This window comes from Microbispora sp. KK1-11, assembly GCF_006874435.1.
Taxonomy (GTDB): Bacteria; Actinomycetota; Actinomycetes; order Streptosporangiales; family Streptosporangiaceae; genus Microbispora; species Microbispora catharanthi.
The window spans coordinates 82072-94213 of sequence record NZ_VIRJ01000014.1 but is presented as its reverse complement, the minus strand read 5'-3'; the positions used below and the strand labels follow the sequence as shown (position 1 = coordinate 94213).

Here is a 12142-nt window from a genome sequence, read left to right as displayed (position 1 = left end):
CGGCAGGGTCACCGCTCCGGCGCACGGGCCGGAGTGTCAGACGAGGGCGGGGACCCGCTCTTCCGGGGCCTCCTCGGCCGCGTCGTCGCCGTGCGACAACCGCGGCAGCCAGTCGAGCCAGCGCGGCAGGTACCAGTTCCAGTCGCCGAGCAGCTTCATCGTCGCGGGCAGCAGCACCGCGCGGACGACGGTGGCGTCGATCAGCACGGCCGCCGCCAGGCCGATGCCCAGTTGCATGAACGTCAGCAGCGACAGCGTGGCGAACGTCGCGAACACCGCCACCATGATGAGCGCGGCGCTGGTCACCACGGCCGCCGTGCTCCTGATCCCGAACACCACGGCGTCCTCGGTGCTCATGCCCCTGTCGTACGCCTCCCTGATCCGGCTGAGGATGAAGACGTGGTAGTCCATCGACAGCCCGAAGAGGATCACGAAGAGGAACAGCGGTAGCCAGTTGGTGATCGTCCCGGTCGAGTGGAAGCCCAGCAGGCTCTCGCCGTACCCCTTCTGGAAGACCAGCACGAGCACGCCGTACGCGGCGGCGACGGACAGCAGGTTGAGCGCGATGGCCTTGACCGCCACGACGAGTGAGCGGAACGAGACCAGTAGCAGCACGAACGCCAGCAGCAGCACGAACGCGAACACCAGCGGGATCCTGCGGCCGAGTTGCTCGTTGAAGTCCATCGAGCCCGCGGTGTTGCCGGTGACGTGCGCGCCGGGGAGGGTGGCCGGCACGACCTCGTCGCGCAGCGTGCGGATCGCGTGCTCGGACACCTCGTCGGCGCCGGTGCCCTTGATGCCGATACTGATCTTCGCCACGGTCTTCGCGGGGTTCACGGCGACGGCGAAGGGCTCGTTGGCCTCGCCGGTGGCCAGCGCCCGCCGCTTGAAGTCCTCGATCTTCGCGGTAAACGCGGGCGTCGTCACGTCGGCGGCCTCGACCACGACGACCGCGGGCTCGTTGCCACCGGGGAACGCCTTGTCGATCCGCTTGAACGTCTCGGCGATCTGGTAGTCGCCCTGCAGGTCGTCGATGGTCTGCGTGCCGGTCTTCAGCTGGAAGGCCGGGATCGCCAGGCCGACCAGCAGACCACCGGCGAGGAGCGCGGAGACGAGCGGGCGGCGCAGCACCGGGCGCATGATCGCCCCCCAGACCCGGCTCTGGCCGCCGCGCACGCCGAGGATCCGCCGCCAGGTGATTCGGCCACCGCTGAGGGCCCGTACGGTGCCGTGGATCACGCGGGAGTTGATCTTGTCGCCGATCAGCGAAAGGAGGGCGGGCAGCACGGTCAGCGAGCCGGTGACGGCCGTGAGCACCACGAGGATCGTGCCCTCGGCGAAGCCCATGAAGACGCCGTCGCCGGTGAGGAACATGCCGGCCATGGCGACGATGACGGTGATCCCGGAGACCAGCACGGCGCGTCCCGAGGTGGCCGCCGCGATCTCGATCGCCCGCTTCTTGCTCCGGCCCTTCGCCCGCTCCTCCCGCTCGCGCATGATGTAGAAGAGCGAGTAGTCCACCCCGACGGCGAGGCCGATGAGCAGCATCACGTTGGTCGTGGCGGAGTCGACGTGCAGGAGGTGGCTGGTGAAGGCCAGCAGCCCGGTGGCCGCGAAGATCGCCGTCATCGCCAGCGCGACGGGCACGATCGCGGCCAGCAGCGCGCCGAACGCGGCGAGCAGGATGCCGAGCGTGATGGGCAGCGAGAGCTGCTCGGCCCGGACGAAGTCCTTACCGAGGGCCTCGCCGATCAGCTTGTCCGCGCTGGCCGATCCGGCCTCCTCCACGCGCAGGTCCGGGTGCGCCCCCTGCACCCTGGCCACCGCGTCGAGCACCGGCTGGATCCGCTCCTCCGCCGTGGCGCCGTCGCCCTTCATGTCGAACTGGACCAGCGTCGTGCGCCGGTCCGGCGTCACCGGCGAGGGCTCCTTGTCGTACGGCGTGCGTACGTGCTCGACCTGGCCGGTGGCCTCGACGGCCTTCTTGACGTCCTCGACCGCCCGGCGGAAGGCCGGGTCGGTCACGGTCGCCGTCCCCGTGCGGGTCTGGACCAGCACGACCTCGCCGGCCACGTTCTTGAACGCCGCGCCGTCGAGGATCTGCTCGGCCTGGCGCGAGTCGCCGGTCGCGGATTCGTAGCCGCGCATCTCCACCGTGCCGGCGGCGTTGCCCGCGACCGTCGCGACGGCGACGAACGCGATCCAGATGAGCAGCGCCCACCAGCGGTGGCGCGCGCTCCAGCCGCCGATGGCGGCGGCGAAGTTCCTGCGGCCTCTCATGGCCTCCCCTTTTCCCGACTGCCTCACACGGTAGGAATCGATCAAGGGCGGGACATCGGGCGTGCAGACCAGATCGCGCATACTGCCCGGGGCGTACGCCCTCCTCCGCGCGATCTAGGGGACATCCCCTACTGGGGATCGGAACTCGTGGAGACCGGGCCGGGGTCCGGCGGATCGGCGAGGGCGTGCACACCTGCGCGAATACGTTCGCTGTCCATGTGCCGATGCTGACGGAGGTAGTCGATGACGTCGGCGCGGAGTGCGGTGAAGACGGCGTACGCGAGGTAGCCGGCGTCGACGGAGGGCCGGGCGGCACGGATCCGGTCGGTGAGTTCGTCGATCCAGAACTGGCTGGCGGGGTTGTCGTAGTAGGCGTGCGGTCCGTAGTGCTCCAATGCGCGGATCAGCGTGCGGTTGTCCGCGACGAAGTCGAACAGGGCATCGAGGTAGGCGTGGAGCCGTGCACCGGCGTCTCCGCCGGGTCCGAGTGGGGGCTCTCCCGATCGCACGCGGTCCTGCAGGGCGGCGACGCGTGGCGCGATGAGCGCTTCGACCAGTCCCAGCAGGTCGCCGAAGCGGCGCATGACCGTGGCCTTGCCGACGCCGGCGGCCTGGGCGATGCGGGCCAGGCTGACATGCTCGAGGTCCTCTCGCTGGAAAAGCGCTTCCGCGGCGGTCAGCACGGCGGCGCGGTTGCGAGCGGCATCGGCGCGTTCGGTCACGGGCCACGCTCCCTTGCGTAAATGGACCAATGGACCGTATTTTACCGGACCGGCGGACCGGTTCACTCTTCCGGTGTCGGTCGCCGGCTGCGTGGCTTCGGTGAAACGCGTGGACCGGGGCCCTGTTCGCCAATGTGGTGCCACCTGGGAAAGGGAGCTATGAAACGGATCTGCCGGGCTGTCATGTTCTCCGAGTACGGCGATGCCGAGGTCCTGCGCGTGGGCCGGTGCGAGGTGCCCGACCCCGGCCCGGGGCAGGTTCGGATCGCCGTCCGCGCCGCCGGTGTCAACCCGATCGACTGGAAGGTCCGCAGCGGCGTCATGGCCGCGGTGATGCCGGTGCGGTTTCCGGCCGTCCCCGGTGTCGACGTGGCCGGGATCGTCGAGTCCGTCGGGCCGGACGTGACCGATGTCGCCGTCGGAGACGAGGTCTTCGGCAAGGCGGCCTCCGGGAGTTACGCCGAACTGGCGCTGGCGAGCCGCGATGCCATCGCGGTGAAACCTGCCACGGTGTGCTGGGAGGTCGCAGCCGCTCTGCCCGTGGCCGGCGTCACTGCTCATCACGCTCTCGCCCAGCTCCGCCTGGCGCAGGGCGAGACGATCGTGATCGACGGCGCGGCCGGTGGCGTGGGAACCGTCGCAGCCCAGGTCGCCCGGCTTCGCGGGCTCACGGTGATCGGCACGGCCGGCCCGCGCAACCACGACTACCTGCGCTCTCTCGGGGTCGTCCCCGTGAGCTACGGCGACGGCCTGGCTGACCGAATCCGCGCTGTGGTCACCGGCGGTGTGGACGCCGCCGTCGACGCCTCGGGGCGTGGTTCCCTCCCCGCTCTGGTGGAGTTGACCGGGAACCCCGATCGGGTCATCACTCTCGCCGACGCGTCGGCACAGTCACTGGGCGTACGGTTCGCCTACGGCGAGCCCGACGACATGCGCGGCATTCTGACCGAGACGATTGCGCTGGTGGCGGCAGGCGTGATCACGGTGCCCATCGCCCGCGCCTATCCCTTGACCGACGCGGCCGCCGCCCATCGCGACAGCCAGGCAGGGCATGTCCGCGGCAAGCTCGTCCTGGCGCCCATCTGACGGCTGCGCCCCGAAACGGGTTTCTCCGTCAACGTGTTGACCTTGAGTCCACTCCAGCTACCAGACTCCTGTCTGTTCCGGTCGAAGGGAGCACGATATGGAACAGGTGAACCTCGCGCTCGGGGCGATGGGCTTCGGCAGCCAGGTGGACAAGCGGACCGCGTTCGACCTTCTGGACCGCTTCATCGACGGGGGCGGCACCCTGATCGACACGGCGAACTGCTACGCGTTCTGGTCCGATCCGAACGGTGCCGGGGGGCACAGTGAGAAAGTGATCGGTGAATGGCTGGCCAAGCGTCCCGGCCTCCGTGACCGCGTGCGCCTCAGCACGAAGGCGGGCGCGCAGCCGGTCGGCGGCGGACAGTGGCCCGCCAACCGGGAGGGGCTGTCGGCCTCCGCGATCAAGACGGCGGCCGAGGACAGCCTCCGCCGCCTGCGCACCGATCACGTCGACCTGTTCTGGACACACATGGAGGATCGGTCGGTGCCGCTGGAGGAGACCGCGCAGGCGCTGGCGCTGCTCGTCGAGTCCGGCACCGTGGCCCGCCTCGGCGCCTCCAACCACCCGCTCTGGCGGGTGGAGCGCGCCCGCCACATCGCTCAGGCCAACGGATGGCCGGGCTACACCGCCCTGCAGTTGCGCCACTCCTACCTCAGCCCACGCCCGTGGGCGAAGGTGCCCGACCAGGGCCACCGCTTCGGCTGGGTGACGGACGAGATCCTCGACTACGTCGTCGCACACCCCGACGTCGCCCTGTGGGCCTACACTCCGCTGCTCAACGGCTCCTACACGCGCGACGACCGTCCCCTGTCCGAGGCGTACGACCATCCGGGAACGAGCCGGCGGCTGGCCGTGCTGACCGAGGTGGCAGCCGAGCTCGGCGTGACCCGCAACCAGGTGGTGCTCGCCTGGCTGGCCGGGGGGGTCCCGCCGCTGACGCCGATCGTCGGCGTCAGCAGCACCGCCCAGCTGGAGGAGGCCCTGGCAGGCGCCGCCCTGGTGCTCCCCGGGGAACTGCGCGCGCGCCTGGACGCGGTGGCCTGAGCACGAGCCGACCTCACCGCTCGTCCGGACAGGGCACGCCGCCCCTCAGGGGACCATCCCTTACTAGGCTCAGGGCATGCGATCGGAGCTGCGATGATCCCGGCGGACACCTTCTACGCGGGGCTGTTCAAGGTGGCCGCCGCGGCGGCCGGTTTCCTCACCGACGCCTCCGGGCGGGTCCTGCTCGTGAAGCCGGGCTACCGCGACCACTGGGGTTGGCCGGGCGGCCACATCGACGAGGGCGAGTCACCGGAGGCGGCCTGCGGCCGGGAGCTGGCCGAGGAGCTGGGCCTCACCCGGACGGTGGGCCGACTCCTCGTGGTCCAGTGGGTGCCGCCGCTGGACGACCGGCCGATCCCGCTGGTCCACTTCCTGTTCGACTGCGGCACGTTCGAGGACGGGACGGGCGAGGACGGAACGGGCGAGGACGGGACGAGGGTGGTCCTGCAGGAGGAGGAGCTGGACGACTACGGGTTCTTCACCGCGGAGCAGGCCGCCTCTGTCATGCCGGCCTACCTGGTGGCGCGGCTGACGGCCGCGCAGCGGGCCCGCGCGACCGGCGAAACCGTCTATCTCCCTGCCGCCGTCGCCGAATAGTTTCCCGTCCTCGTGGAATGGGGTGGACGAACGCGCCATGGCGAACGCGAGTGACGCAACGGGACGGTGAGGCATGGACGATCCGGAGCTCAAGAAGGAGCTCGACGAACTGGACGCCCAGATCGAGCGCCTGCGCAAGGAGACCACGCAGATACGCGAGGAGATCGGGCAGAGCTGGGACGCGCCCACGGACATGGCGGAGAAGGCCACCCTGCTGACCAACGTCGAGCAGCAGGAGGCGCTCATCGACGACCTGCAGCTCAGGCGCGAGCAGATCCTGCGGCGGATGAAGGGCTGAGCCCGCCCGGGGTGCCCGATCGGGCGGAACCGCGTTTGTACGCTGGTATGTGCCACGACGGGTGGCGTACCGGACGACGGGGGCGGCGTGGGCGTCATGACCGCTATGCGAACGAGGGTTGCCAGGGGGGAACCGGCCGGGCTGCCCGCGGAGGTGACCAGCTTCGTGGGGCGCCGGCACGAGCTGGCCGAGGTCAAGCGCCTGCTGGGGACCTCGCACGTGGTCACGGTGATCGGCGTGGGCGGGGTGGGGAAGACCCGCCTCGCGCTGCGGGCGGCCGAGGAGGTCCGCAGGAGCTTCCCCGGCGGCGTACGGCTGGTCGAGCTGGCCGCGCTCGAAGATCCCGACTTGCTGGCGCAGGCCGTGGCCGCGGCGCTGTCGGTCAACGAGCACTCGACCCGGCCGCCGCTCGACGCGCTGGCCGAACGCCTGCGGGGCAGGCAGACCCTGATCGTGCTCGACACCTGCGAGCACGTCCTGGCCGAGTGCGCGGTGCTCGTGGACACGCTGGTCCGTGCGCTTCCCGAGCTTCGGGTTCTCGCCACCAGCAGGCAGGCGCTCGGCATCGACGGCGAGCGGATCGTCGAGCTCGCGCCGCTGCCGATGTCCACCCCGGACGGTGATCCGGCGGTGCCGCCCGCCGAGTCGGACGCGGTCCGGCTGTTCGCCGAGCGGGCCGCGTCGGTCGTCCCCGGGTTCGAGGTGACCGAGGAGAACGAGGAGGCGGTGGCCGAGATCTGCCGCCGGCTCGACGGCCTGCCCCTCGCGATCGAGATGGCCGCCGTACGGCTGCGCGCCCTGTCGGTGGGGCAGGTGCTCGATCGGCTGGACGACCGGTTCCGGCTGCTCACCGGGGGATCGCGGGCCGCGTTGCCCCGGCAGCGTACGCTGCGCGCGCTGTTCGAGTGGAGCTACGAGCTGTGCAGCGAGCAGGAGCGGCTGCTGTGGCAGCGGGTGTCGGTCTTCGCCGGGGGCCTGGACCTGGAGGCGGCCGAGCAGGTGTGCGCGGGCGACGGCATCGCCCGCGAGGACGTGCTCGAACTCGTCGCGGGGCTGGTCGACAAGTCGGTCCTGCTCCGCCGGGAGTCCGACGGGGTGGTCCGCTACTGCCTGCTCGACACGGTGCGGCAGTTCGGCCGTGAGCTGCTGGCCGCCTCCGGGGACGAGGCGACGCTGCACCGGCGGCACCGCGACTACTACCGGAAGATCACCTCACGGGCCTGGGCGGAGCTGTTCAGCGCCGCCCAGCAGTCGTGGGTGGAACGCCTGCAGCGCGACCACGCCAACCTCCGCAAGGCCCTGGACTGGTCGCTGCGCGAGCCGGGAGAGGCCGAGACGGGCCTGGCGATGACCGCCGAACTGCTCTACCACTGGAGCGGCTACCACCTGTCGGAGGGGGCCGGCTGGTTCGACCGGAGCCTGGCCGTCGCGACGGAACCCGGCGAGGTGCGCGCCCACGCGCTGTGGGCGGGCGCCTGGATCGCCCTGCTCAGGGGCGACTGCGCCACCACACTGGCACGGTTGGAGGAGGCCGCGGCGATCGCCGAGCGGCTCGGGCTGCGGGTGACGCTCGGCTACATCGCGTTCCTGTCCGGCATGGCGGCCGTGTCCGGGGGCGACCTGGAGAGCGGCATGGGGCGATACGAGGAGGCGGCGACCGCCCACCGCGCCGTCGGCAACCCCATCGGTCTCGCGCTGGCCCTCAACCGGCTCGCCCTGGCCAACGCGTTCCTCGCCCGTCCGGTGGCCCGCGATCTCGCCGAGGAGTGCGTGGCCCTGTGCGACCTGTACGGCGAGGGCTGGCACCGGGCGTACGCGCTGCTGGCGCTGGCGATCGACGCCTGGCACCGGGACGACGTGCGCGCGGCCTGCGAGTTCGACAACGAGAGCCTGCGCTACAACACGGCGGTGGGCGACCAGCTCGGCATGGGCATGAACCTGGAGGCCCATGCCTGGTTCGCGGCCGGCGAGCAGAAGTACGAGCGGGCGGCCCGGCTGCTCGGCGTCGTACGGACCTTCTGGCAGGCCGTCGGCGCGCGGCTGGCGGAGTTCCGCTACATGAGCCGCTGGCACGACGAGTGCGAGACGGCCACCCGAGAGGCGCTGGGGGAGCGCGCCTTCCAGGCCGAGGTGGCCCGGGGCGCGGCCCTGACGCGGGAGGAGGCGCTGGCGTACGCCCTGCTCGAACGGACGCCCGCCGCCCGCGGGCCCGCGCCGTTCGAGGGCCGGATCGCACCGCTGACGCGCAGGGAGACGGAGATCGCGCACCTTGTCGCCGAGGGACTGAGCAACAAGGACATCGCCGGCAGACTGGTCATCTCCCAGCGCACTGCGGAGGGCCACATCGAGCACATTCTCGACAAGCTCGGGTTCAAGTCGCGCGCCCAGGTCGCCGCCTGGGTACAGGAACGGCTGAGCGAGCGCGGGGACGCCCCGGCTGCGGACGGCGCGACGAGCGGGCCGGTCAGCGAAGGGCGTAGGCCGGCAGCTCGAACCACATGATCTTGCCCTGGCGGGTGCGCTCTGCGCCCCAGCAACAGGCCAGCGACTCGAGCAGCCGCAGTCCGCGCCCGTGCTCGTCGGCGGCGGACGGCCGGGCCACCTCGGGCGTCCCGCCGTCGCAGTCCTCCACCTCGCAGCGCAGCAGCCCCTCGACGGCCGACAGCCGTACGACGAGGTCGCCACAGCAGGTGTGCCGAAGCACGTTCGTGACCAGCTCGCTCACGAGCAACTGCGTCACGTCGGACAGGTTCTCCATGCCCCAGGCGCTCAGGCGCTCGCCGACCAGTCGCCGGGCCCGCCCGGCGGAGGGGGCGTCGGCGGGAAGCCGCCAGGAGGCCGCCTCGACGTCGGGGTCGTCCACGAGCTGGATCGCGAGGTCGCCGACCCGCTGCCGCAGCGTCTCCCAGCGGTGCCGGACCGCGGAGTGCCGGCGCTGCGAGGCCACGGGCGCGTCGCCGCCCCGGGTGGTGGATGATGATTCGTCCCGGACGGGACAGTAGAGCAGACTCATGCGGCACACCCCAGAGACGCGCGAGCCGGGATGCTGCGACCGTCCGGCATGAGCTCACCGCTGTCGTCGAAGAGCACAACACCGTTGCAGAGCAGTCCCCATCCCTGCTCCGGGTGGAAGGCGATCAGACAGGCCGCGTCGCGGTCGGGTGCGTCCGCCGGCGGGCACTGAGGGTGGTGCTGGCACATGATCGGTCCCCCTGACTCTCATGCACTCTTTGGGACGTTTTCAGACTGCCTTCTCGCGTCTTGGGGTGGCGAGGGGGAAAACACCCGTATCGATACCTATTTGAGGCATACGTACGTAGTGGGTGCTGGCTGGGTCGACGGCGGGTAAAGCGCCGCGTGACCCTCACCCGTCCAGGGAGATCGCGTCCTTGGCCCGATCGACCGACTCCTCGGAGGCCCCACGGCCCGGGTTTTCCGTGGCCAGCGCCTGGTTGAGCGCCACGAAGGGCCGCATCCGCCGCTCGTAGCGAGCCAAGGCGGCCTCGTGCGCGCCTCCCACCGCCGCCAGCTCGGCGGCCAGCACGTACGCGCCCACGAGGGCGAGGCTCGTGCCCTGGCCCGACAGAGGGGAGGGGCAGTAGGCGGCGTCGCCGACGAGCGCGACCCGTCCCGACGACCATCGGTCCAGGTGGATCTGGGCCATGGAGTCGCAGTAGAAGTCGCTCGCCTCCTCCATGCCCTTCAGCAGCCTCGGCGTCTCCCCGCCCGCGCCCGCGAACGCCTCGGCCACGGCCGCCCGAAGCCGCGCGGGGTCGTGGTGGTCGAGCGGCTCGGACTGGAAACCGAGGGTGATTCGCAGCTCGGTGTTGCCCCGGACCGGGAAGACGCCGTACCCGCGCTCCGCGTCCTGCATCCAGACCTGCCAGTCCTCCAGCCCGAGGAAGTTGTCCATGCCGAAGACGGCCAGGTAGGTCCCCAGGTGGTGGACGAACTCCCGCTCCGGCCCGAAGGCCAGCCGCCGGACCGTGGAGTGCAGCCCGTCCGCGCCCACCACGAGGTCATACCGGCGCGGCTCGGCGTGCTCGAACCGGGCCAGCACGCCCCGCTCGTCCTGCTCCAGCGCGGTGATCGAGTCGCCGAAGAGGAACGTGACCTCTTCGCGCGTCCGTTCGTAGAGCAGGCGGGTCAGATCCTCGCGCAGCAGCTCGATGTCGTCGTTGTCGAGACGGCCGCTGCTGTAGGTCATCTCCTCCGAGCGCATGATCTCGTTGCCTTCGCCGTCGTACACGGACATGCCGCGGTGGCCGGTGCGCAGGCGCCGCGCCTCGTCGAGGACGCCGGTGCGGCCGGCGACCTCCAGTGCGACGCCGCGTATGTCGATCGCCTGCCCTCCGGCGCGGAGGCCGGGCGCGTGCTCCACCACGGTCGGGGCGAAGCCGTGGCGGCGCAGCCAGTAGGCGAGCGTGATCCCCGCGACACCGGCGCCGGAGACGAGCACGTTGGTCATCGAAGCTCCTTTGGGGGTGTGGATGCCGTATGCGGCGAATGTACGGTGTAAACGCAAGCCCCACAAGCTGGGATTATGGTGGATTTGTGTACTAGGACAGATAGAGTCTGTCCTAGTACAGGGAGGAGATCGACGTGACGCCGCCGTACGCGAGGATCGCCACCGAACTCAGGCGCAGGATCGCCGAGGGCGAGCTGGCGCCCGGTGACCGGGTGCCCTCGACCCGGCAGGTGGCCGCGCAGTGGGGGGTCGCGCTCGCCACCGCGACGAGGGCGCTCGCCGAGCTGCGCAGGGAAGGGCTGGTCCGGGCCGAACCCCGCGTCGGCACGGTCGTCGCGGAGCCGCCCCCGGCCCTCCCGCCCGCGCCGGGAGCCGCCGCACCGCCGGAAGATCGGGTACGCGTCGAGGCGCCGGCCTCACGCGATGCCGAGGCGGCCCGGCGGCGGCCGGGCACGGGGGCCGAACGCGAGCTGACCCGCGAGCGCGTCGTACGGGCGGCCATCGAGATCGCCGACGCCGAGGGGCTGCCGGCGCTGTCGATGCGCGGTGTGGCGGCCCGGCTCGGGGTCGCGGCCATGTCGCCGTACCGGTACGTGGGAAGCAAGGACGACCTGATCCTGCTCATGGCGGACGCGGCGTTCGGAGAGCTGGGCTATCCCGCCGATCGCCCCGGGGACTGGCGGGAGCGGCTGGAGATCGCGGGCCGGACGCTGTGGGCGATCTTCCGGCGGCATCCCTGGCTGGCGCAGCTCAGCCCGCTCGGCAGGCCGCTGGCGCTGCCCGGGCTGACCGTGCACGCCGACTGGGCGCTGGCCGCCCTCGACGGCCTCGGCCTCGATTCTGCGACCGTGCTCGACGTCCACATCCTGCTCTACAGCCACGTGCAGGGCCTCGCGATCAACCTGGAGCGCGAGGCGCAGATCGCGGCGGCGACCGGACTGTCGGAGGACCAGTGGATGGACGTCCAGGGGCCGGCGCTGAGCGCCATCGCGGGATCGGGGCGCTACCCGGCGTTCGCCAAGGTCATCGGCGAGCTGGGCGAGGACGGGTACGACTTCCGCCTCGACGACCTGTTCGAGCTCGGCATGCGGCTCCTGCTCGACGGCGTCGCCTGCCTGGTGGAGCGGAGCCGCGCCTCCGGGGAGCACTGACGGTCACTAAAGTGGCGGCATGCCGAGGATCGCGACCGCCGACAAGGTCTCCCGTGAGCAGTTGCTCGACTTCGTCCGTGATCGCCACCGGGCGATCCTGATCACGACGAGACGCGACGGCGGCCCCCAGGCGTCCCCCGTGACCTGCGGAGTCGACGCCGAGGGCCGCATCGTCGTGTCGACGTACCCCGAACGCGCCAAGACCCGCAACGCCCGCCGCGACCCGCGGGCGAGCGTGGTCGTGCTGTCGGACGACTTCGACGGGCCGTGGGTGCAGGTGGACGGCACCGCCGAGGTGCTCGACCTGCCCGAGGCCCTGGAGCCGCTGGTCGACTACTACCGCTCGATCTCCGGGGAGCACCCGGACTGGGAGGAGTACCGCGCGGCCATGGTCCGCCAGGGCAAGTCGCTGGTGCGGATCACCCCGACGTCCTGGGGACCGGTGGCCACCGGCGGGTTCCCGCCGCGCCTGGCGTGACGCGCCGGCCCCGAACC

12 protein-coding genes are annotated in these 12142 nt (G+C 71.5%); 7 read left to right on the top strand and 5 right to left on the bottom strand.

The genetic code is table 11. The features are described 5' to 3' along the window. Window positions 1-36: 36 nt before the first annotated feature. Both FLW16_RS21050 and FLW16_RS21045 read right to left on the bottom strand, forming a co-directional pair. The gene (locus tag FLW16_RS21050; protein ID WP_142561807.1) at window positions 37-2280 is read right to left on the bottom strand and encodes an MMPL family transporter; all 2244 of its coding nucleotides are present in this window, start codon (window positions 2278-2280) and stop codon (window positions 37-39) included. A gap of 128 nt (window positions 2281-2408) precedes the next feature. Beyond that, on the bottom strand, window positions 2409-3002 hold the full coding sequence (locus FLW16_RS21045; RefSeq protein WP_142561806.1) for a TetR/AcrR family transcriptional regulator: 594 nt from the start codon (window positions 3000-3002) through the stop codon (window positions 2409-2411). Window positions 3003-3161: 159 nt separating this feature from the next. Between FLW16_RS21045 and FLW16_RS21040 the strand changes: the two genes are divergently transcribed. The 5 genes from FLW16_RS21040 (at window position 3162) to FLW16_RS21020 (ending at window position 8530) form a co-directional block, all read left to right on the top strand. Beyond that, complete coding sequence (locus FLW16_RS21040; protein ID WP_142561805.1) at window positions 3162-4088, top strand: NADP-dependent oxidoreductase; 927 nt, start codon at window positions 3162-3164, stop codon at window positions 4086-4088. A gap of 97 nt (window positions 4089-4185) precedes the next feature. Beyond that, a complete protein-coding gene (locus tag FLW16_RS21035; RefSeq protein ID WP_142561804.1) occupies window positions 4186-5133 on the top strand; it encodes an aldo/keto reductase in 948 nt (315 codons plus the stop codon). A 93-nt stretch (window positions 5134-5226) separates the two neighbouring features. After that, entirely contained in the window at window positions 5227-5730 is a 504-nt protein-coding gene (locus FLW16_RS21030) for an NUDIX hydrolase (RefSeq protein ID WP_142561803.1), read from the top strand. A 73-nt stretch (window positions 5731-5803) separates the two neighbouring features. After that, entirely contained in the window at window positions 5804-6028 is a 225-nt protein-coding gene (locus FLW16_RS21025) for a DUF342 domain-containing protein (RefSeq protein ID WP_142561802.1), read from the top strand. Between the two features lie 105 nt (window positions 6029-6133). Further along, a complete protein-coding gene (locus FLW16_RS21020) occupies window positions 6134-8530 on the top strand; it encodes a LuxR C-terminal-related transcriptional regulator (protein ID WP_142561801.1) in 2397 nt (798 codons plus the stop codon). Here the strand turns inward: FLW16_RS21020 and FLW16_RS21015 are convergent. The 3 genes from FLW16_RS21015 to FLW16_RS21005 form a co-directional block, all read right to left on the bottom strand. Continuing rightward, window positions 8493-9041, bottom strand: a complete 549-nt coding sequence (locus FLW16_RS21015) for an ATP-binding protein (RefSeq protein ID WP_142561800.1) — start codon at window positions 9039-9041, stop codon at window positions 8493-8495. The genes FLW16_RS21020 and FLW16_RS21015 overlap by 38 nt on opposite strands. Then, window positions 9038-9229 carry a DUF5999 family protein gene (locus tag FLW16_RS44560; protein WP_079314569.1) on the bottom strand — a complete coding sequence of 64 codons (192 nt, stop codon included), beginning with the start codon at window positions 9227-9229 and terminating at the stop codon, window positions 9038-9040. Before FLW16_RS44560 ends, FLW16_RS21015 begins: the two co-directional genes overlap by 4 nt. A gap of 163 nt (window positions 9230-9392) precedes the next feature. Beyond that, window positions 9393-10496 carry an FAD-dependent monooxygenase gene (locus tag FLW16_RS21005; RefSeq protein ID WP_142561799.1) on the bottom strand — a complete coding sequence of 368 codons (1104 nt, stop codon included), beginning with the start codon at window positions 10494-10496 and terminating at the stop codon, window positions 9393-9395. Window positions 10497-10630: 134 nt separating this feature from the next. Between FLW16_RS21005 and FLW16_RS21000 the strand changes: the two genes are divergently transcribed. Continuing rightward, entirely contained in the window at window positions 10631-11647 is a 1017-nt protein-coding gene (locus FLW16_RS21000) for a GntR family transcriptional regulator (RefSeq protein ID WP_260615436.1), read from the top strand. A 19-nt stretch (window positions 11648-11666) separates the two neighbouring features. Continuing rightward, complete coding sequence (locus FLW16_RS20995; protein ID WP_142561797.1) at window positions 11667-12125, top strand: PPOX class F420-dependent oxidoreductase; 459 nt, start codon at window positions 11667-11669, stop codon at window positions 12123-12125. Window positions 12126-12142 lie beyond the last annotated feature (17 nt).